The 19530-nt window shown below is 71.1% G+C and carries 19 protein-coding genes and 1 pseudogene; 8 read left to right on the top strand and 12 right to left on the bottom strand.

All coding sequences use genetic code 11. The features are described 5' to 3' along the window. The 3 genes and pseudogenes from FNH09_RS03105 to FNH09_RS03095 form a co-directional block, all read left to right on the top strand. Positions 1–207, top strand: a pseudogene (locus FNH09_RS03105) (metabolite traffic protein EboE); the annotation flags it as partial. Then, positions 204–1613 carry an alkaline phosphatase family protein gene (locus tag FNH09_RS03100; protein WP_152884848.1) on the top strand — a complete coding sequence of 470 codons (1410 nt, stop codon included), beginning with the start codon at positions 204–206 and terminating at the stop codon, positions 1611–1613. The pseudogene FNH09_RS03105 and the gene FNH09_RS03100, both read left to right, overlap by 4 nt. Next, a complete protein-coding gene (locus FNH09_RS03095) occupies positions 1610–2761 on the top strand; it encodes a sugar phosphate isomerase/epimerase family protein (protein WP_152884845.1) in 1152 nt (383 codons plus the stop codon). The genes FNH09_RS03100 and FNH09_RS03095 overlap by 4 nt, the downstream gene beginning before the upstream one ends. Here FNH09_RS03095 and FNH09_RS03090 read toward each other — a convergent pair. Further along, entirely contained in the window at positions 2758–3714 is a 957-nt protein-coding gene (locus FNH09_RS03090) for a LysR substrate-binding domain-containing protein (RefSeq protein ID WP_162468040.1), read from the bottom strand. The genes FNH09_RS03095 and FNH09_RS03090 overlap by 4 nt on opposite strands. Positions 3715–3815: 101 nt before the next feature. On the opposite strand from FNH09_RS03090, the gene FNH09_RS03085 reads away from it, so the two are divergent. Continuing rightward, positions 3816–4832: an NADP-dependent oxidoreductase gene (locus FNH09_RS03085; RefSeq protein ID WP_152884843.1), complete on the top strand. Its 1017-nt coding sequence runs from the start codon at positions 3816–3818 to the stop codon at positions 4830–4832. 64 nt (positions 4833–4896) lie between these two features. On the opposite strand, the gene FNH09_RS49430 is transcribed toward FNH09_RS03085, so the two are convergent. Further along, the gene (locus tag FNH09_RS49430) at positions 4897–5031 is read right to left on the bottom strand and encodes a hypothetical protein (protein WP_274390197.1); all 135 of its coding nucleotides are present in this window, start codon (positions 5029–5031) and stop codon (positions 4897–4899) included. Positions 5032–5267: 236 nt separating this feature from the next. On the opposite strand from FNH09_RS49430, the gene FNH09_RS03080 reads away from it, so the two are divergent. Then, on the top strand, positions 5268–5621 hold the full coding sequence (locus FNH09_RS03080; protein WP_152884840.1) for a hypothetical protein: 354 nt from the start codon (positions 5268–5270) through the stop codon (positions 5619–5621). Between the two features lie 88 nt (positions 5622–5709). Here the strand turns inward: FNH09_RS03080 and FNH09_RS48155 are convergent, their stop codons facing one another. The 6 genes from FNH09_RS48155 to FNH09_RS03055 all read right to left on the bottom strand — a co-directional run bounded on the left by FNH09_RS48155 (position 5710) and on the right by FNH09_RS03055 (position 13166). Continuing rightward, a complete protein-coding gene (locus FNH09_RS48155) occupies positions 5710–8256 on the bottom strand; it encodes an amino acid permease (RefSeq protein ID WP_238426420.1) in 2547 nt (848 codons plus the stop codon). A gap of 243 nt (positions 8257–8499) precedes the next feature. Further along, positions 8500–10227, bottom strand: a complete 1728-nt coding sequence (locus FNH09_RS03070) for an LCP family glycopolymer transferase (protein ID WP_162468039.1) — start codon at positions 10225–10227, stop codon at positions 8500–8502. 194 nt (positions 10228–10421) lie between these two features. Continuing rightward, positions 10422–11135 carry a DUF4232 domain-containing protein gene (locus FNH09_RS03065; protein ID WP_152884835.1) on the bottom strand — a complete coding sequence of 238 codons (714 nt, stop codon included), beginning with the start codon at positions 11133–11135 and terminating at the stop codon, positions 10422–10424. Between the two features lie 286 nt (positions 11136–11421). Further along, positions 11422–11562 (bottom strand): hypothetical protein, encoded by a 141-nt coding sequence (locus FNH09_RS46580; RefSeq protein ID WP_156110795.1) that lies wholly within the window; start codon positions 11560–11562, stop codon positions 11422–11424. Between the two features lie 99 nt (positions 11563–11661). Next, the gene (locus FNH09_RS03060) at positions 11662–12456 is read right to left on the bottom strand and encodes an SDR family NAD(P)-dependent oxidoreductase (protein ID WP_152884833.1); all 795 of its coding nucleotides are present in this window, start codon (positions 12454–12456) and stop codon (positions 11662–11664) included. A 134-nt stretch (positions 12457–12590) separates the two neighbouring features. After that, positions 12591–13166 carry a TetR/AcrR family transcriptional regulator gene (locus FNH09_RS03055; RefSeq protein WP_152884832.1) on the bottom strand — a complete coding sequence of 192 codons (576 nt, stop codon included), beginning with the start codon at positions 13164–13166 and terminating at the stop codon, positions 12591–12593. A 272-nt stretch (positions 13167–13438) separates the two neighbouring features. On the opposite strand from FNH09_RS03055, the gene FNH09_RS03050 reads away from it, so the two are divergent. Then, positions 13439–14098, top strand: a complete 660-nt coding sequence (locus FNH09_RS03050) for an NADPH-dependent FMN reductase (RefSeq protein WP_152884830.1) — start codon at positions 13439–13441, stop codon at positions 14096–14098. Between the two features lie 90 nt (positions 14099–14188). Here the strand turns inward: FNH09_RS03050 and FNH09_RS03045 are convergent, their stop codons facing one another. Further along, positions 14189–14560 (bottom strand): hypothetical protein, encoded by a 372-nt coding sequence (locus FNH09_RS03045; RefSeq protein WP_152884828.1) that lies wholly within the window; start codon positions 14558–14560, stop codon positions 14189–14191. A 92-nt stretch (positions 14561–14652) separates the two neighbouring features. Beyond that, on the bottom strand, positions 14653–16251 hold the full coding sequence (locus FNH09_RS03040; RefSeq protein ID WP_238426419.1) for a CocE/NonD family hydrolase: 1599 nt from the start codon (positions 16249–16251) through the stop codon (positions 14653–14655). A 211-nt stretch (positions 16252–16462) separates the two neighbouring features. On the opposite strand from FNH09_RS03040, the gene FNH09_RS03035 reads away from it, so the two are divergent. Continuing rightward, entirely contained in the window at positions 16463–17146 is a 684-nt protein-coding gene (locus tag FNH09_RS03035; protein WP_238426427.1) for a TetR/AcrR family transcriptional regulator C-terminal domain-containing protein, read from the top strand. A 115-nt stretch (positions 17147–17261) separates the two neighbouring features. After that, positions 17262–17633 carry a ClpX C4-type zinc finger protein gene (locus FNH09_RS03030; protein ID WP_152884820.1) on the top strand — a complete coding sequence of 124 codons (372 nt, stop codon included), beginning with the start codon at positions 17262–17264 and terminating at the stop codon, positions 17631–17633. 316 nt (positions 17634–17949) lie between these two features. On the opposite strand, the gene FNH09_RS03025 is transcribed toward FNH09_RS03030, so the two are convergent. Both FNH09_RS03025 and FNH09_RS03020 read right to left on the bottom strand, forming a co-directional pair. After that, a complete protein-coding gene (locus FNH09_RS03025; protein ID WP_152884818.1) occupies positions 17950–18636 on the bottom strand; it encodes a 2-phosphosulfolactate phosphatase in 687 nt (228 codons plus the stop codon). Between the two features lie 53 nt (positions 18637–18689). Next, the gene (locus FNH09_RS03020) at positions 18690–19460 is read right to left on the bottom strand and encodes a Type 1 glutamine amidotransferase-like domain-containing protein (protein WP_162468038.1); all 771 of its coding nucleotides are present in this window, start codon (positions 19458–19460) and stop codon (positions 18690–18692) included. Between the last annotated feature and the right edge of the window lie 70 nt (positions 19461–19530).

Here is a 19530-nt window from a genome sequence, read left to right as displayed (position 1 = left end):
CTCCCGGAACTGCGCGCCGCCCTCACCCGCCTCGTCGGCGGTCCCCGCCCGCTCACCCGACACCTGGAGGTCGAGACGTACACCTGGCAGGCGCTCCCGCCCGGCCTGCGCCCCCGGGACCGCGACGGGCTCGCCGACGGCATCGCCGCCGAACTCGCCCTCGCCCGCGACCTGCTGATCGACCTCGGACTGAAGGAGCAGCCATGACCGGACCCACCCCGCTGCTGGTCCTCGACGTCGTCGGCCTCACCCCCCGCCTCCTCGCCCACATGCCCCACCTGCGGGCACTCGCCGACAACGGCTCCCGGGCGAACCTCGGCACCGTCCTGCCCGCCGTCACCTGTGCCGCGCAGTCCACCTTCCTCACCGGCACGCTCCCCGCCGAACACGGCATCGTCGGCAACGGCTGGTACTTCCGCGAACTCGGCGACGTACTGCTGTGGCGCCAGCACAACGGGCTCGTCGCGGGCGACAAGATCTGGGACGCGGCCCGGCGCGCCCACCCCGGCTACACGGTCGCCAACATCTGCTGGTGGTACGCCATGGGCGCCGACACCGACATCACCGTCACGCCGCGCCCGGTCTACTACGCGGACGGCCGCAAGGAACCCGACTGCTACACCCGACCCGTCGACCTGCACGACGAACTCACGGCGAAATTCGGCACGTTCCCCCTCTTCCGGTTCTGGGGGCCGGCCGCCGACCTCACCTCCAGCCAGTGGATCATCGACGCCACCCGGCACATCCTGCGCACCCGCCGGCCCGACCTCGCGCTGTGCTACCTCCCGCACCTCGACTACGACCTCCAGCGCTACGGACCCGACGACCCGCGCTCCCTGAAGGCCGCCACCGACCTCGACGCCGCCCTGGCCCCGCTCCTCGACGACGCCCGGGCCGAAGGCCGCACCGTCGTCGCCCTGTCGGAGTACGGCATCACCAAGGTCACCAGGTCCGTCGACATCAACCGCGCCCTGCGCCGCGCGGGCCTGCTGGAGGTCCACACCCAGGACGGCATGGAGTACCTGGACCCGATGGCCTCGCGCGCCTTCGCCGTGGCCGACCACCAGATCGCCCATGTGTACGTCCGCCGGCCCGAGGACCTGGCCGCCACCCGCGCCGCCCTCGACGGCCTGCCCGGCATCGAGCAACTCCTCGACGACGAGGGCAAGAAGGCCCACCACCTGGACCACCCGCGGGCCGGCGAACTGGTCGCCGTGGCCGAACCCGACGCCTGGTTCACCTACTACTACTGGCTGGACGACGCCCGCGCCCCGGACTTCGCGCAGCTCGTGGAGATCCACCGCAAGCCCGGATACGACCCGGTCGAGCTGTTCATGGATCCCCAGGACCCCTACGTCAAGGTCAAGGCGGCCACCGCGCTCGCCCGCAAGAAGCTCGGCCTGCGCTACCGCATGGCGGTCGTGCCCCTCGACGCCTCACCCATCCGGGGCAGCCACGGCCGCCTCCCCACGAGCGACGACGACGGTCCGCTCCTCCTGTGCTCCACCCCCCGCGCCGTCGGCGACCGCATCGCGGCCACCGACGTGAAACCGCTCCTGCTCGACCTCGCCGGTCTCGGTACCGGCTACCCCGTGAAGGAAGGCACCCGTTGAACGTGAACCACAACTCCGACGACCAGCTGCGCCGCAGCCTCGGCCTCGGCCGCCGCAGCTTCCTGAGCACCTGCACCGCCGTCGCGGCGGGCGCGATCGCCGCCCCCGTCCTCGGTGCGGCGCCCGTCCACGCCGCACCCCAGACGGAGAACAAGGGCGGCGAGAACGGCAAGGGGCAGGTCCTCGTCCCCGCCGACAGGCGCGGCATCATCCTCTACACCGTCCGTGACGCCATCGGCCGCGACCCGGGGACCACCACCCTGCCGTCCGGCTTCCGCGGAGTGTTCGAACAGCTCGCCCGGTTCGGCTACCAGCAGGTCGAGTTCGCCGGCTACGGCCAGCACGCCAACGCGCCCGGCGGGGCCAGTCTGGAGTCCGTCGAGGGCGCGAAGCAACTGCGCCGCTGGCTCGACGACAACGGACTGCGCGCCCAGGGCAACCACGGCTTCATCCCCGGCTCCTGGCCGCTGTCCGGCACCGACCTGGACACCTTCAAGAAGCACCTGGAGATCGCCAACATCCTCGGCATGGCCCACGTGGGCACCGGCGGCGACCCCACCAGCAGCGCCTACAAGGCGGACTGGGACGTGGCCGCCGAGAAGTGGCACGCCCTGGGCACCCTCGCCCGCGGCGCCGGCCTGAAGCTCTACACCCACAACCACGACGCCGCGTACGGCTTCCTCCTGGACGGCGGCCCGCTCGACGCCCAGGGCCGGCCGACCCGCAGCTCCGGCATCCGCAAGCTGGAGTACTTCCTGTCGATCACCGACCCGAAGACGGTCTGGCTGGAGATGGACATCTTCTGGGCGCACGTGGCCCAGTACAAGTTCCGCACCTACACCGCCCACGACGGCTCGACCCAGACGAACATCTTCGACCCGGCGGGCCTGGTCACCCGCAACAACAAGCGCTACCCGCTGTTCCACGCCAAGGACGGCGTCGTCAACGCCACCAACGGCCAGGGCTACGACATGGTCCCGTTCGGCACCGGCGTCATCGATTACCACACGTTCTTTTCGCGGGTCGGCCACCGCAACTACCACAATCCGATGATCGAGCAGGACAACGCCCCCAGCAGCACGAACCCGGGGCAGTCCCTGGAACACGCCGCCATCGGCTACCGCAACCTGGCGGCACTGCGCCGCTAGGAATCCACCGGCCGCAACCGGCCCACGAGTGCCTCCCCGGCGGCCACCGGGGAGGCACTCCCGTTCTGCGGGGCCGTGGCCCGCAGTTCCCTGACGAAGGCGCGCACCGCAGCGGAGCAGGCGAGTTCGGCGCCGGTGACGTAACCGATCCGGCGCGTCGGGCGCCCGGGGCCGAGATCGGCGATCCCGACCGAGTCCGGCGCTCCGGCCAGGGAGAGCGCCGGCATGATCGCCATGCCCTGACCCGCGCTCACCAAGGACAGCACCGCTCCGTCGTCCTCCGCCTCGATACTCGCCTTCGGGATCCAGTCCTGGGCAGCCCACCAGTCGCGGGTGTACGAGCCGCAGTTCTCGGCCCAGTCGACCAGCGGCAGCGAGCGCGGGGCGGCATGTCCCGTCGGGTGCACCAGGGCATAGGGCTCCTCGAAGAGCCCGCCCGCGACCAGCCCCGGCGGCAGCGGCAGCGAGCCGCCCAGCGTGCTGATGGCTATGTCCGCCTTCCCGTCGGCCACTTCGCCCGCGGCGCCACGCCCCACCTCGCGCACGATCCGCACCTGCGGCTCGATCCCCGGATGCCGGGCGCGCAGCCGCCGCAGGACGGACGGCAGCAGCTGGAGGGCGGCGCTGCGGAATGCCGCGATCCGCAGCGGCCCCTGCGGCACGTCGGAGCGGGCCGCGCCGCGCGCCTCCACGGTCAGGACGTCCAGCAGCCGCAGGATGCGGCGGGCGTGCGCCACGGCCCTGTCCCCGGCGGGTGTGGGACGGGCACCGGCGCGACCGCGGTCGAAGAGCACGGCGCCGATCTTGCGCTCGCTGCCGCGAACCGAGTGGGAGACCGCGGACTGCGTCACACCCAGTGCCTCGGCCGCGGCCGAGAAACCCCCGGCGTCCGCCACCGCCACCAGCACACGCAGTTCGTGGGGGGCGAGATCGGAGTCTCTCGTGCGAGCCACGGGGCGTTCACCTCACTGTATGAGATCTGCTCATGGAACCGGCGTGTCGCATGAGCTCAACCCACTGCCCGCCGGGCCCATTCCCGGCCTACGTTCCGCTCATGAACGAGATCGCGCTCACCGTGCACCAGACCGCCCGCCCGCACGGCTTCCCCACCGCAGACCACTTCGCCTTCGTCGAGTCCACGCCTCCCACCCCCGCGCCCGGCAGCGCGCTGGTGAAGAACCTCTACTGGTCCGTCGACCCGTACCACCGCGAGATGATGGACGACGTGCCCGGCGGCTTCGCGCTGCACGCACCGCTGGAGGGCCGCGCCGTCGGACAGGTCGTCGCCTCGCGCACGCCCCGGCTGGCCGAGGGCGCGATCGTTCTCCACCGCCACGGCTGGCGCACACACGCCGTGATCACACCCGAGGAGACCCGGCACCTGCCCCGCTTCGACGGCGTGCCCCTGAGCAACCACCTCAGCGTCCTCGGCGGCACCGGCCTGACCGCCTACGTGGGCCTGACCCGGATCGCCCGGCTCCAGGAGGGCGAGGACCTGTTCGTGTCGGCCGCGGCCGGCGGGGTCGGCACGGCCACCGGTCGCTTCGCCCGACTGCTCGGCGCGGGGCGGCTCGTGGGCAGCGCGGGCTCGGCGGCGAAGACCGAACACCTCGTACGGGAGGTCGGCTACGACGCCGCCTTCGACTACCACGACGGATCTGCCGCCGACCTGCTCCGCAAGGCCGCGCCGGACGGCGTCGACGTGTTCGTCGACAACGTCGGCGGCGAGCAACTGGCCGCCGCGGTCGGCGCGTTGCGCGAGTTCGGCCGCATCGTCCGGATCGGCACGATCAGCCAGTACAACACCCCCGACGCACTGCCGCCGCGCTTCGACTACGCGGACATCGTCGAGAAGAGCCTCCGCATGGAGGGCTTCCTGGTCAGCAACCACCACCACGTACAAGAGGAGTTGTACGAGTTCGCGGTCCCCCATCTCCAGAGCGGACGGCTCACTCCGGACGAGACGCTGCTCGACGGCTTCGAGCACATCGTGGACGCGTTCCTGGGAATGCTGCACGGCGAGAACACCGGCAAGATCATCGTCCGGGACCATGGCGAGGCCGGTGCCTAGACCCACAACCATCTTGGTGCGCGGCCCTGTACCAGATACACGGCCGTCACCGTCAGCTCGATCTTCAGGCGCTCGGCGAGGACCTCGAACCGCTGCCGGGCACCGCACGGTACGCGGAGCCCGGGAAGCGGACTTCGTCGGTGTAGTCGGCGACGTGTGCCGCCGGCGCGGTGGAGTTCCCCGGGGCGTCGGAGTCCACGAGGAGCGGCGTGGACTCGCCCTCGGAGGGGCGAGCCGGCCACGGTCGTCAAGTTCGGGATCAACGGGCCCCGGGGGCAGGTTTCCCGGGGCCCGTTTCGGGGGGTGCACTGTTCAACGACGCTGTCGGTGATGCGTTACGCGCGTGTGTGTGCCGTGCGGCCTGGCTCGATCTCCGTCGAGTGATCTTCGGGGGGTGGCCGTGACCCGTCCAGGGGGTGCCGAGGTTGAGCCGGTATGCACCTGACCCGACGCCTGTTCACCACGGCCGCCGCCTTCGTGCTGGCGACCGCCCTGTCCACCGCCCCGCCGGCCGCCGCCGCACCCACCGCGTCCGCGCCGTGCACGTCGATGTGGAAGGCCGCTCATAAGGTCGCGGTGCGCAAGCCCGCGGGGAACGAGGGGCCGGTCGCGACGACCGCGTCGCCCCTCGTGCGGTACCTGCGCCGGGGAGAGAAGGTCCGCTCGTGCGTGGTCGCCATCGGCCGCGGCGGGCGCTCGGCGTACCAGGAGTGCGGGGGCGGGAGCCAGTGGCGGATCGTGCTCGGCGGCCAGGTGCCGGCCCGGTGCCTGAAGCGGGCACGGCCCTGAATCGGGCGTGGCCTGAATCGGGCATGACTCCGCGGCGGGTCCGGCCTTGAAGACAGCTGGGCCCTGAAACGGGTATGGCCCAAGAGGGCTACGGGCCGTCCGGTGGCGGCAGGTCCTGTTCGGTCCAGAGCGTCTTGCCGGTGGGGGTGTAGCGCGTGCCCCAGTGGTGGGTCATCTGGGCGATGATGAACAGCCCCCGGCCTCCCTCGTCGTCGCTCGCGGCGTGCCGAAGATTGGGCGCGGTGTGGCCGGTGTCGGAGACTTCGCAGATCAGGGCCCGATCGCGGATCAGGCGTACCTGGATCGGGCCGCCGCCGTAGCGGATGGCGTTGGTGACCAGTTCGCTGACGATGAGCTGGGTGGTGAACTCCAGGTCGTCCAGTTCCCAGTCGCGCAGCTGTTTGCTGACGGCGGTGCGTATGGTGCCCACCGCCTCCGGGTCCGTCGACACTTCCCACTGGGCGAACTGGTTGCGGTCGAGCAGGTGGGTGCGGGCCATGAGCAGTGTCGCGTCCTCGTCCACCGGCCCGGGAAGCAGCGTGTCCACCGCTCGATCGCACAAGTATTCCAACGTTGCCCGATCGTCGGCGAGGGCGTGGGACAGTCGCGCGAGCCCGGCCGCACGGCTGTCGGAGTCCTGGAGGAGGCCGGCCGTGAAGAGGGCGACGAGAGTGCCCGGAGCCAGCTCCAGGTCCATGCTCTCGTAGGGCGGGCCGGCGACGCCCAGCGGCGGCCCGGGGGGCAGTTTCAGGTGGTCGACGACCCCCGTGCGGGTTTCCACGACCGCCAGCACCGACTCCCCGGCCCGCGCGAGGCTACAGCTCCCCGAGACGGGGTCGTACATCGCGTACAGACAGGACACCCCCAGGGCGCCGTCGGCCCGCTGCTTCGGATGGCCCGGGCCGCGGCCGACCGCGCCCTCGTGCGCGGTCTGCTCGACCAGGTCATCCAGACGGGACAGCAACTCGTCCGGGCTCAGGTCCATCCGGGCCAGGACACGCACACCCGTTCTCAGACGTCCCATGGTGGCCGCCGCCTGGAGGCCGTGACCGAGCACATCCCCGACGACCAGGGCGACCCGGGTGCCCGACAGGGGGATGACGTCGTACCAGTCGCCGCCCACCCCGGCCCCGCTGTCGGCGGGCAGATAGCGGCTCGCCGAGTCGACGGCGGCGTGCGGCGGCAGGCCGCGTGGCAGCAGGCTCCGCTGGAGCTTGAGAGCCACGGTGTGGCCGCGGGTGACCACCGGCATCAGCAGCAGACCGATCAGCAGGGCGCCCAGACCCAGGACGGTGACGCCACCCGTCCGTCCGATCAACGGCAGGTCGACGACGGTCCACCCGTACCCGGGCTCCGCGTAGACCACGAAGGCGGCGTAGAGGAACAGCACGAGCATGATCAGCCCGCCGAGTCCCGGAAGCACCCCCTTGAAGATCAGGTCTCTGCCGCTGCGGGTGAGGGCCTTGCGGTGGTACCAGACGCAGGCGAAGCCGGTCAGTCCGTACTGGAACGCGATCGCGAGGCCGATCGAATCGATCGAGTCGGCCAGGACGTTCTGGCTGAACGCGGTCAGCAGGACCAGCAGGGCGATCGAGACCGCGCCCGTTCCCACGGTCCCCCAGGTCGGGGTGAGGTACTTGCGGTGGACCTGGGCGAACCGGGGCGGTACGGCCTTGTGGACCGCCATCGAGAAGACGGTTCTGGCCAGGGGCAGGATGGTGGTCTGAGCGGAGGCCAACGCCGAGGTCAGCACCATCAGGATCAGCAGTCTCGACAGGACGACCCCCGCCTGCTGACTCCCGAACACGGCCTCGCCCAGCCCGCCGAATACGTCGTCCACGTTGTCGGGGTTGGCGAGCCCGATGCCCGTGGTGCCGACTCCCGCGAACGCCTGCGCCGACGTGGACACCAGCGCGTACATGAGCAGGAGCAGCACGGTGGACATGACCGCGGCGCGTCCTGGCACACGGTTGCTGTCGACGGTCTCCTCGTTGACCGAGAACGCGGTGTCCCAGCCCCAGTAGATGAACACCCCCGCGAGGACCCCCGAGGTCAGGGCCTGTGCCGAGGGCACCTCGAAGGGGTTGAACCAGGAGGCGGAGACGGGGATGGCCGTCGGGGGAGGGTTGGCGTAGACCCTGACCAGCGCGGCGACGGCGAAGACGAGCAGCATCACCACTTCCAGGCACAGCAGCCAGCGCTGGACCGCTGCCGAGACCTGGATGCCGGCGTAGCAGATCGCGGTCAGCCCGACGATGCAGAGGATGCCCGCCGAAGTGGTCCACAGACGGCTCTCCGCCGGTCCGTCCAGGCCCACCAGCCGGAAGGTGTAGGAGGCCGCGATCGCGGCGAGGTTCGCCATGACGAGCATGTTGGCGACGATCAGGCCCCAGCCGCCCATCCAGCCGGTACGTGGTCCGAAGGCACGGGTGGCCCAGGTGAAGGTGGTCCCGCAGTCGGCGTTGCTCGCGTTGAGTGCCCGGAAGGCGTACGCGACCAGCAGCATCGGGACGAAGGCCAGCATGGTGATGATCGGGGCCTGTAGTCCGACCCCCGCCACGATGACGCCCAGCGTGGCGGCGAGGCTGTACGCCGGACCGGTGGAGGCCAGGGCCATGACGACCGAGGAGAACATGCCAAGGGCATTGCTCTTGAGTCCCTTCCGGCCGGCCCCTGTGCCGGGGGCGGGACGACCGGCGGACATGGCGCCGCCAAAGTGCCTCACACTTGATTCCAACGCGGGGCGGTGCCCGCCGCAACAGCGCGGGGGCGGCGGCCCGGCCGCGCGGCCCAGGCTGCGGCCGCGCACCGCCGTACCGGGCGGCGAGGAGGTGTACGTACGCCCTCCGCCGCCGCCGAGGTACCCGCCCGCCTGCCGTCAGCCGACGCACTCCTTCTTGTCGGCGCGCGACTGCGGGATGTCGGTCGGGGGCTTGGCCGGGTCGGTGAGCGCCGCTCCGGGGCCGTTGAAGTCGCGCCCGAGGGTGAGTGTCATGTCCTTGCTGGTCCCGGAGCCGTCCGTGCCGGACCCGGAGGCGGTCGTCGCGGGGTGGAGCGCCGAGGCGGACAGGCCCATCATCGCGGCGAGCGCCCGGGCCTGGTCGGCCTGCTCGGGAGCGTAGGCCAGGGTCGTACGGTCCTGCTTCGCCCCGGGGGCGTTGCCGCCGTTGGTGGAGTGGGCGACGCCCTTGGTGTTCTGGAGCCACTCCAGGGTGGTCTGCGCCGCGCCCTGGGGGCCACCGCCGTTGTAGACGGTCACCCGGACCTGCGACGGGTCCGCCTTGGTGCCCTTGAGCTTGGAGTCGGACGTGGGCTTCTTCGCGACCTCGGTCAGCGAGACGTCGTTCTTGATCGCTGCGAAGAGCGCGGGCGCCCTGGTCTTGTCGATCACGACGGTCCGGTGGTTCTTCCCCTCGGCCGGATTGTCGACGACCGGCAGGGTCGTGAAGGTGATGTGCTCGGAATCCACCCGGTTGAGATCCTTGGCGAGGGCGGTGAGCTTGTCGACACCGCCGATGCCGGTGTCCACGGTGAGCGACTTGGTGGCCGCGTTCGCCAGCTTGAAGAGCTTCGTGGGATCGCTGAGGGTGTCGCCGGACTTCATCTGGCGGATCATCGAACCCAGGAACTGCTTCTGGAGGTCGATGCGGTCCAGGTCACTGCCGTTCTTCAGCGAGTGACGGGTCCTGACGAACTGGAGGGCCTCTTCGCCCTGCACCGTGTGCGGTCCGGCGGCCAGATGCAGATGAGAGCCCTGCCCCTGCTTGTCCGTGTCGTCGATGGCATGGGTCAGGCAGATCGGCACGCCGCCGACCGCGGTGGAGAGCGTCTTCACGGCCTCGAAGTTGACCAGGATGAAGTGGTCGATCGGCAGACCGGTGATCTCGGAGACGGTCCGCATGGTGCAGCCCGGGTCGCGGCCCTCCTGGCCGAGGCTCTCGTTGAATCGCGGACCGAACGACCCCTGGGGCGTGGCCTTGATCGTTTGGGTGGAGCCGTCCTTCTGCTTGGTCGGGCAGTCCGGGATGCCGGTGACCATGTCGCGTGGAATGCTCATGGCAGTGGCGTTCGAGCGGTCCTTCGCCACATGGAAGAGGATCGTGGTGTCGGCGTGGCCCACGCTGCCGGCGTCGCCGTACTTCCCGCCCAGGCCTATTCGGCTGTCGGTGCCGATGACCAGGATGTTCACCGCGTCGTCGCTGGTCGCGTTCTTGCTGCCCGCGGTGCCGACGTCCACCGTGTTGATGTTGTCGTTGAAGTGCCGGTACAGCAGATAGGCCCCGGCGCTGCCCGCCACCAGAACGAAACCCAGCGTGCCCGCGGTCCACACCAGGACCCTGCGCTTCGTGGACCGCTTGGCCTTCCGGGACCTCGCCGCGCCGCCGCGGGGGGTGCTCACGCCCATACCGCCGCCGCCGTGAGTGCCCGGGCCCGGGTCCGGGGCGGGGCGCCGCTCCGCCTCGCGGCGCGCGCGACGCCCGCCCTGCTCCGGCACCGTGGCGGCCGGGGCGTCGCCGGTGCCCGTGTGCAGCCGGTAGTCACCGGTCTCCGGATCGAGGACCCACTGGTCCGCGGGATCGATGTTCCTGCCGCCTTGCGTGTCCACGGTCCTCCGTCTGTACTGCGCCGCCCCTACGACGGGCCCTGCCGTCCGGCCCCTGCCGGACGCCCCGCGGCCATTCCCGGGGCATCCGTTCAGACGTCCGATTCCGGCGGATGGTTGTACTCGGGTGATGTGCAACAGCCGTACTGCGCATGGAGCCTGGGTGGATTCCCCGGGACGGTTCCCGGGCGTACGGGTCAGCCGCCCTGGCCGGCGCTGCCGATCGGACCCACCTTCACGGGCGTGCCGCCGCCCTCCGTGACGGGCAGCGTGCCGGCGCCGGGCCAGGCGAGAGTGACGGTCCTGGTCTCGTTGGGCGGGGTCACCAGCAGACCCGTGATGCGGACACCGGAGCCGCCGGAGGTGTTGAGCGGGTAGCTGATGCCGAAGTCGATGGACTGCCCGCTCTTGACGACGGCCGGGCCGGCCGGCGTACCGGTGCGCTGTGCGGACAGCGACCCCGCGCTGGTCTTCAGGTCGACGCCCGCGTAGCCGGACAGGGTGCAGTCGCGGCTGCCGTGGTTCTTCAGCTCGACCACGACGGTGCCGTCGGGGTCGCCGTCGATGGTGCGGTCCTTCGCCGTGATGTCCAGCGCGTCGCTGTGGCACCGGCCGGTGGCCGTGCCGCTCGTGCCGGAACCGGAGCCGCTCCCGGCGGCCGTGCCCTTCCCGGCGGAGCCCCCGGTGGTGTCCTTGCCGCCACCCTGGTTCGAACCGCCCGCCGTCGAGCCGCCCGCCGTCGAGCCGCCCGTCGTCGAGCCGCCCGTCGTCGAACCGTCGGTCGCGGACGACGCCGCGGTCGCGGACGACGGTGCGCTCTGTCCCGCACTGTCCGTGCCGCTCTGGCAGGCCGTGAGCGAGAGGCCTGCGGCAACGGCCAGGGCGGCGAAGGTGAGCTGGTGAACGCGCATTGATTCATCCTCGGTGTCGGTGGGCGGGTCGGGCGGCCCGGTACGAGTGAGCGTCTGTGACGACCACCAAGACCGGCCCGGCCCGGCACTCCGTTCCGCCGAACCCGTCGGTAATACAGTCCTGTTACACGCGCAGCCGGACGGTGACAGACGGTCATGTTCGCCCGTCCTCGCCGCGCGTCAGGGCCACCCGTACGTACCGGCGGCCCCGGCGCGGGCCCGCCGAACGACGGTGCGTGCCGGGGCCGCCGGCATGCCGCTCGTCAGCGCTCGACGGGAGCCGCGCTCACTTGGTGGCGTAGACGGCGGGGTAGCCGCCGATGAGGTGGCGGGCCTCCACCTTGGCGAAGCCGGCGGTCCGCAGCCACTGGGTGGCGTCCGGCCCTGGAAGTTGAACACTCGACGGACTCGACGGATATTGGTCCATGGAGGCTCGTCCGGGTCGCCGTGGGCCCTCGACCTGCCTGTTCGGGCAGGGGTTTGAGGGCCCTGGGCGGTTTCGTGACGGGTCGGGTACGGGGGTGGTTCAGAGCGTCTTGGTCTGGCCGCCGTCGATGACGGTCTCCGTGCCCGTGATGTTGGCGGCGAGGGGCGAGGCGAGGAACAGGGCGAGGTCGGCGACCTCGTGCGCCTCGGTGATCCGTCCGGTGGTGATCCCCATGCCCTGCGGTACGGCGACGTCCAGCGCTTCCTGGGCGGTGATGCCGGCGCTCGCGGCGGTGGCGTCGGCGAAGCCGCCCGGCGCGGTCCAGAACGGTGTGCGGACCGGGCCGGGGGCGATCGCGTTGACGCGCACGCCCTGCGGTGCGAACTCCTCGGACAGGGACTTGTTGAGGTTGGTCAGGGCGGCCTTGGCCGCCGAGTAGTCGACCACCATGGGGAAGGGCAGCCGGGCGTTGATCGAGCTGATGTTCACGATGGCCCCGCCGCCGGCCGCGATCAGATGGGGGAGGGCGGCGCGGCTGGCGCGTACGGCGCTGAAGAAGGTCAGGTCGAAGATCCGCTGCCATGCGGCGTCGTCGACCTCGAGGAAGGACTCGCGGGGCTCGGCGGCGCCGACGTTGTTGACCAGGATGTCCAGGTGCTGGTGCCGTTCCACGGCCTGCTGGATCAGGGTCTCCGCCCCCTGTGCGGTGGACAGGTCGACCGGCACGATCGTGACGTCGTGGTCGGTGGCGAGCGCGTCCAGTTCGGGGGTGGAGGAGCGGCTGCCGGCCACGACCTTGACCCCTTCGCGGGCCAGCCTCTCGACGATGGCCAGGCCGATCCCCTTGCTGGCTCCGGTGACGACGGCGACCTTGTCCTTGAGCTGGAGTTCCATGACGATCCCTTTCTGGAATGATTGATACATAATCTGAGTACGACCTTCCGCGGTCTTGGTCGCGGTCTCGGTCGCGGTGGTGGTCGCGGACGGGAAGTGCCCGTCCCGGCCTCGATGGGAAGTGTGTGCGGCCGTCAGTCCAGTACGCGCATCGCGGCCGACAGGGCGTCCTGCGCGAACTCGCGCCCCATGCGCGCCCGACCGACGATCCGGATTCCCTGGAGGAACGTGGTGAGGAACCGGGCCAGTTCCCTCGGGTCCTTCTCCGGGGAGATCTCGCCCCGTGCCTGTGCCTGCTCCAGGGCGCCGGCGAGGAGTGACTCGACCTGTCGGATCGCGTCGGTGACGCGGTCCGCCGCGGGGGGCAGCTCGCCGCACTGGGTGGAGGCGTTGACCACGAGACAGCCGCGCGTGGGGTCGGCCAGGTCCGCCTCGATCAGCGCGGCGAGCACCTTGCGGACGGCGGGCAGGATCTGGGGAGCCTCGCCGAGGGCCTGCTCCAGGTCGTCGTGCTGGAGGGAGATGTAGCGCTCCAGGGCGCGGAGGTAGAGCTGCTCCTTCGAGCCGAAGGCCGCGTAGAAGCTCCCGCTGCCTATCGACAGCTCTTTGAGCAGGTCCTGCAGGGACGTCTCGGCGTAGCCGCGGCGCCAGAACAGGTCCATGGCGCGGTCTGTCGCCCGGTCGATGTCGAACTCCCTGGTGCGTGCCATGCGGCCAGCTTAGCGCGCTTTCTGGAATAGTCAATCCACTATGTTGGGGGTCGTCCACGGACGGCGTCCGTGCAGGTGGCGGACTCGGCAGCGGGGCCCCGCGGTGGCGCTCAGGCTATTTCCCGACGATCCGCCCCGAGGATCGCCGGACCCCTGCTGCGGGTGAGATGGCTCGCGGCTCTGCGTGTCGGTCGCACGGTGGCTCTTTCCCGATCACACTCGTTCCTTGAGCGCCTCGCGACAGGCGTGTGCCCGCGATGGAAGGACTGTCCATGACCACCGACACGAGTCCCGGCCCGCTGCGGGTGCTGGTATTCGGCGCGTCACTGCGGACCGACTCGGTCAACGCCCGTCTCGCGTCCCTGGTCGCCCGGCTCGTCTCCGACTCCGGGGCGGGCGTCGATCTCGCCTTGATGCGCGACTTCGACATGCCCATGTACGACGGTGACAGGGAGGCCGCCGAGGGGCTGCCGCCCGGTGCCCTGGCCCTGCACGACCGGCTGGACCGCAGTGACGCCTTCGTCATCGCCTCCCCGGAGTACAACGCCTCCGTGCCGGGCGTGCTGAAGAACGCGATCGACTGGGTCTCCCGTATCAGGCCGCAGCCGTTCAAGACCAAGCACGCCCTGCTCGTGTCCGCGTCGCCGTCCCTGGTGGGCGGCAACCGTGGGCTGTGGGCGCTGCGGGTTCCGCTGGAGCATCTGGGTACCCGTGTCTACCCGGACATGTTCAGCCTGGCCGACGGCTACCAGGCCTTCGCCGAGGACGGGCGACTGGCCGACCCGGGACTGCACGAACGCCTCGCCGAGACGGTGTCGGGATTCCTCGGTCTCGTCGAGGCGGACGTGCGTTACGTGTGCCTGGAGCGCCGCTGGTACGAGTTCCTGGGCGACCGCACCGAGGCGGACGTCACACAGCGGGCGGAGAAGTGACGTTCGCCGGCCGGGCGGGGTGACGGCGCCGGCCGCGAGGCGGTCCGCGGTCCGGGGCACCGTACCCGTGCGGCCCCGGCGTCGGCCGGCTCAGTCGACCAGGGTCTCGAATCCCGCGGTGTCGCAGTAGGACACCGCGCGGCTCTCGGCTCCGGCGTCGCCGCCGACGGCGTACACGGTGTCGTCGAGGATGTGGCCGCCGTCGCGCTCGAGGCCTTCCCGGGCGAGCTTCTTCGCGGCGGCGATGACCAGCGTCCTCGCCGCTCCGAGAGCGTCGGACTCGGGCTTCGGGGCCGACTGTCCGTCACTGTCACCGGTGTCCGCCGCGTCGGCGGTAGTGGCGTGCCTGGCGTCCTGCCAGGCGCCCAGTTCGGCGCAGTAGTTCTCCTGCCACTCCTTGGCCTGCGCGGGTTCGCCCGACGAACAACTGCTCATCAGGACGGCGGCGGCGACGACGGCCACCGCTCGCGGGACTGTTCGTGCACACCGATCGCTGTATTGCATGGACATGCCCTCCCCGAAGTCGCCGACCCAGAGTATGGCCCAAGGGCGGGTCACCTCGCGTCGACGGTCGGCAGCAGTGCCGAGTCGGCGTGGAGGGTGATGCGTACCGGTGTGAAGGCGGTGGCGTCCACCGGCGACTGTCCGTTGCCGGGACTGCGGGCGTAGCGTGGATGGGCGCCTCCGCTGATCTGCCAGCGGATGCGGTGACCCACGGCGAAGCGGTGCGCGGTGGCCCCCATCGGCACGGTGATCGGCGACGGGTCGGACCCGTCCGTCCGCAGCCGACCCAGTCCGTCACAGACGTTGACGGAGCGGCCCTGTGCGTCCACGTCGCACAGACGGGTGAAGACGTCGGCGTGACCGGTGTCCGTGGACACGCTCAACCTCGCGGAGACCGGTCCGATGATGTCGACGGGCTCGGTCAACGGCGGCCCGGTGAAGGTCAGTACGTCCCCTCGTGCCTCCAGGCCGCTGTTGTCGCGCGGTCCCGCGGTGCGGGAGAGCAGGGGGCCGCCGAGGGCGGGGGTGGGGTCGTCCGGGTCGTAGCGGAACGACCTCAGCGGTGCGCGGTCCGTGGGTGCCTGCCGGGTGAGGTGTCCCTGCGCGGTGGGAAACCACGGGCTCACGGCGGTGGCCGGAGGCCAGTCGTCGAGGTCCCGCCAGGCGTTCTCGCCGCCGACGTGCACGCGCACCCTGGTGGGGCGCAGGCCGGAGGGATCGCCGCACAGGTGGGCACGCAGCCAGGCGAGGCTCTCGGTGAACACCTCGGGCCAGCCCTGTTGCAGGGCGGAGGTGTGGGTCCACGGTCCGACGAGCAGGGCGGTCTCGCAGCCGGCCCGGCGCAGTCGGTCGTACTGCTCGAAGGTCTGGTCGGCCAGCACGTCGTGCCGGCCGGTGATCAGGCTCGTGGGGATGCCGAGGTGCTCCGCCGCACCGGCCTGTGACGCGCCGTGCCAGTAGGCGTCCTTGGCGTCCGGGTGTGTCATCACGTCGTCCAGCCAGGGGATGTGGCTTCCGAAGACCGGCAGATGCGCCCCACGCAGCGGCCGTGCGGTGGTGATGTCCCGCAGACGGCGTTGCAGACGCAGCGTCGCCCTCAGGAACGCGGCCATGCCCTGGTGCTGGTAGGTCATCCCCACGCCGACGGCGAGGGCGTTCTCCAGCCGCAGCGCACCGTCCGTGTGGAACAGGGCGTGGGGATCGTGCAGGCCCACCTGCACCACCATGGCCTTCAGTTCCGGCGGCGGGTCCGAGGCGAGGGCCCACTGTGTGTATCCCAGGTAGCTGGGGCCGACGGTGGCCAGTGTCCCGTCGAACCAGGGCTGTTCGCGCAGCCAGGACACCGTGGCCCGGCCGTCGGCGGTCTCGTTGCGCCACAGGTCGAACGCGCCCCCTGAACCGCCGGTGCCGCGGCAGCTCTGGAGGACCACGTGAAAGCCCTGCTCGGCGAAGAGCAGGCCGTACATGGGGGACCACGGCAGGCTCCTGCCGTACGGCGAGCGCACCAGGAGGGTGGGGAAGTCGCCCTCGGCGCGCGGGAAGTAGTGGTCCGTGACCAGCGGGCTGCCGTCGGCGGCCGGCACCTCCAGTCCCGGTTCCCATCCGACCTCGTGCAGTTTCGCCGGAAGGCGGCGCCAGGTCGCTCTCATCAGCCGTGCGGCCAGGGGCGGTCTCCCGGCCGGCGGTGCCCAGGCCGGCCTCGGCGCAGAACCGTGCGTGCGTGATGGCATCGTTCCCCTCCCAGAATTTCCGTACGTTGTACGAGAATAGGGCATGCTTGACTGGGGCCCGCAAGGGCCACCGCGGCCGAGGGAAGGAGCGTGGACCATGCCCCGCGACGCAGAGGCCGCCGTGTCCGGCATGGACTTCGGGGAGCTCTGGCCGAGCTCGGTCCCGCCCCGCAGGGGCCGCAAGCCCGTCCACAGCCGAGAGGCGATCACCGCGGCGGCAGTCGCCCTGGCGGACGCGGAAGGGCTCGAAGCGGTCACCATGCGCAAAGTCGCCGCGCAGGTCGGCGCCGGCGTCATGTCGCTCTACAGCTACGCCCCCGACAAGGAGACGCTGCTGCACCTGATGGTCGACCGCGTCAGCGGCGAACTGCCGACGACGACGGCGCTCACCGGTGACTGGCGCGCCGACCTGAAGGCCATCGCCCACCTCCAGCGCGACCACATGCTGCGACACCCCTGGCTGCCCGCCGCCCTGTCGACCCGGCGCGTCCCGGGACCCAACACCCTGGCCTTCCTGGAGCGCGCGCTCGCCGCACTGCGGCCCAGCGGGCTGGACGGCGCGGCGAAGATGGAGATCTTCGCTCAGCTCACCGCGTTCGTGGCCGGACACGTCGCCCACGAGGTCGCGCAGGCCGCGGCCGCGCAGTCGCCCGAACGGGCCGCGGCCGAAGCCCGTTACCTCGCCGCGGTCGCCGCGGACGGCCGGCATCCGGAACTCGCCGAGGCCCTCTCCGCCCCCGGACGTGCCCTCGCCCCCGAAGCCACCTTCACCCGGTTCCTCAACCGTCTGATCGGCGGCCTCGACGCCGACTGATCCCACGCCGCCTGTGCGGCCTGCGCGGTCCGTGCTTGTCAGGGCAGCCCTGACAAGCGTACGGTGCCTGTCAGGATCGGCCTGACAGGCAGGTCGCGGTCGGAGGAGGGGCTCCATGCCCGCGGAGGCGATGGAAGACGACGGCCGGGCCTGCTCGTTCTGCGCCAAGCCCGAGGCGGAGGTGGCCAAGCTGGTCGCCGGTCCCGGGGTGCACATCTGCGACAAGTGCGTGGACCTGGCCGCCTCGATCGTGGCCGAGTACTACCCGGCCCCGACCGAGCTGCGGATGCCGATGTGGGGCGAGCTGACCGACGCCGAGATGCTGGCCCGGCTGCCCCGGGTAGCGGCCGTCGCCGACCAGGTCGAGGCCGATCTGCGCATGTGGGTCATGGAGCTGCGGCGACGCGGCGTGACCTGGGCCAGGATCGGCGAGGCGCTCGGCATCACCCGCCAGTCGGCCTGGGGACGGTTCTCCGGCGAGGAGTGAGGGCGGACCGCCCTCGGACCTCGATCACACGACCGGCTCGACGCGGGCGGTTGCCGACATGGCGTGGCCGTTCTCCTCGGTCGGAAAAAGCGGCCACGCTCTCGACTTCGAAGGAGTCGTCCACGCCGAGCCTGAAGGATCTTGTCGAGCTGGTCGTACGTGATCTGCCGGCGGGGGTTGAGTGGAGACCCTCCCTTACATGTTCCGGTCCCAATGGGCCGGGTTGGGGAGTACGGACAGGTCCGTGAAGGCCGGCACGGAGGCGACTGACGGCCCCACCTGCCGCAGGCCCGACGAGGTGCCGGCTTCCCGAAGCTCACGCGGGCACGGGTACGGGGTGCGGGCGGAGGGTCATGAGCGAGTCCTCCAGGGCCGCCACCATGGCGAAGGGGAAGCGGTCGACCTCCAGGCAGAGTGCGACGTCGTCAGGGTGGACTCCCTGACGCACGCCCTCCGTCAGCTCGGCGGCTGCGCGTGACACGGCGGCCCGATGGAGGAACGCGGCGGCTTCCGTCTCGGCCTCGGTGGCTCTCCCGGCGATGTATTGGGCGCATGCCAGATCCTCCTCGGCCCGGCCTTCCTCGCCGGTGACCACGAACGTGACCCGATCGCACTCGCGTGTCCGCAGGAGCCGAGCCGTCGCCTCCGCCACCACGAAGCCGGCGCACAGCACCAGTGACGCCTCCTTGACCGCCAGGGCGCCGACCGTCCCTGCCGTGGTCTTCTGCACCACGGTCCGTCCGGTCAGGTCGATGGATCGCAGCAGGCCCGGCGAGTTGACGGCGTCGAACCCGGGGGCGGGCGGGCCGTCCTTGAGTGCCATCCAGTGCGGGTGGCGAGCCTTGAGCGCCAGGGCCTGGTCCAGCGACTCGGCAAGAACGATCCTTTCTGCCCCCTGGGCAAAGGCCCAGGCCGCCACCGTGAAGGCGCGCATGACGTCGACCACGACCGCCACGGGCGGGGCGTCGGTGAGCTCGGCGATACCGAGGAAGCGAGCGTCCATGTCGATCATGATTGCGTACGTCCGACCTCGAAGCGCCGAGAGAGTGGCCCGCGTCACATCGGTGGAGGTGAGGTGAACTCCCCTGCGGTGCCGCGTACTTCCGCGTCGCCACGGCCGAGCGGGCGGCAGGACAGGGTCCGCACCACCACACCGCCCCTTCCGTCTGCCTGTACATGGTGCAACCGGGCCGTCGGCGTGCGGGTCACCGACTCCGTCGGCACGCCGTCGGTGAAGAGGGCGCCGATGCCGTCTTCCAGAGCCCAGCCGTCGGCGAGCGAGCCGGATGCCACGGCTTCCTGGTAGGAGGAGCGGCGGCCCGGCTCGCTGTCGTAGTGCGGGCAGACCGAGCCGGGCAGCAGGCCCAGTCCGTCCGGCAGGAAAGTCAGCGGTCCGAACGAGTCGGTATGGGAGCCCGCGGCCCAGCAATTGGCGCCGGCGCTGATCCCGCACAGGAGGGTTCCGCGGTCGTACGCCTCGCGAAGCAGCCGGTCGACACCATGCGCGCGCCAGACCGCCAACAGGTTCGCGGTGTTGCCGCCGCCTACGTATACGACGTGCTGGGACAGCAGGAGCGTTCGCAGGGCATCGTCATCGAGGTCCCTGCGGAACAGGGGCAGGACGCCGGGCTCGCAATCGCGTGACCCGAACGCGGTGAGGAACCGCTCGACGTAGGCGGGAGCGTCACCGCTGGCCGTCGGAACGAAGCACACCTTGGGCCGCGAGACGCCCACGTGGGAGAGCGTCCAGTCGTCCAGCAGGCCGTCGTCCTCGGTGGAGAAGCCGCCGCCGAGAAGGATGAGCCGACGGGCGGGAGCGGTAGCCACGAACGGGCCCTCCTCGGCGCGCGGACAGCGACAGCCTGAACGATGACCGGTCGCCGACCGCGTGCGCAAT

It is taken from the genome of Streptomyces adustus (assembly GCF_009377175.1).
GTDB classification, from domain to species: Bacteria; Actinomycetota; Actinomycetes; order Streptomycetales; family Streptomycetaceae; genus Streptomyces; species Streptomyces adustus.
Note: the sequence above shows the minus strand (reverse complement) of the source record. Positions and strands in the feature narration are given on the sequence as shown.

Bases quoted from the DNA above. Each gene is read 5' to 3' on its own strand.
- FNH09_RS48155 (WP_238426420.1), bottom strand. From the start codon at position 8,256: ATGTTCTCCTCGGTCGTCATGGCCCTGGCCTCCACCGGTCCGGCGTAC.
- FNH09_RS03085 (WP_152884843.1), top strand. From the start codon at position 3,816: ATGAACGAGATCGCGCTCACCGTGCACCAGACCGCCCGCCCGCACGGC.
- FNH09_RS03030 (WP_152884820.1), top strand. From the start codon at position 17,262: ATGCCCGCGGAGGCGATGGAAGACGACGGCCGGGCCTGCTCGTTCTGC.
- FNH09_RS03050 (WP_152884830.1), top strand. From the start codon at position 13,439: ATGACCACCGACACGAGTCCCGGCCCGCTGCGGGTGCTGGTATTCGGC.
- FNH09_RS46580 (WP_156110795.1), bottom strand. From the start codon at position 11,562: ATGGACCAATATCCGTCGAGTCCGTCGAGTGTTCAACTTCCAGGGCCG.
- FNH09_RS03035 (WP_238426427.1), top strand. From the start codon at position 16,463: ATGGACTTCGGGGAGCTCTGGCCGAGCTCGGTCCCGCCCCGCAGGGGC.
- FNH09_RS03065 (WP_152884835.1), bottom strand. From the start codon at position 11,135: ATGCGCGTTCACCAGCTCACCTTCGCCGCCCTGGCCGTTGCCGCAGGC.
- FNH09_RS03100 (WP_152884848.1), top strand. From the start codon at position 204: ATGACCGGACCCACCCCGCTGCTGGTCCTCGACGTCGTCGGCCTCACC.
- FNH09_RS03060 (WP_152884833.1), bottom strand. From the start codon at position 12,456: ATGGAACTCCAGCTCAAGGACAAGGTCGCCGTCGTCACCGGAGCCAGC.
- FNH09_RS03040 (WP_238426419.1), bottom strand. From the start codon at position 16,251: ATGAGAGCGACCTGGCGCCGCCTTCCGGCGAAACTGCACGAGGTCGGA.
- FNH09_RS03055 (WP_152884832.1), bottom strand. From the start codon at position 13,166: ATGGCACGCACCAGGGAGTTCGACATCGACCGGGCGACAGACCGCGCC.
- FNH09_RS03080 (WP_152884840.1), top strand. From the start codon at position 5,268: ATGCACCTGACCCGACGCCTGTTCACCACGGCCGCCGCCTTCGTGCTG.
- FNH09_RS03025 (WP_152884818.1), bottom strand. From the start codon at position 18,636: ATGGACGCTCGCTTCCTCGGTATCGCCGAGCTCACCGACGCCCCGCCC.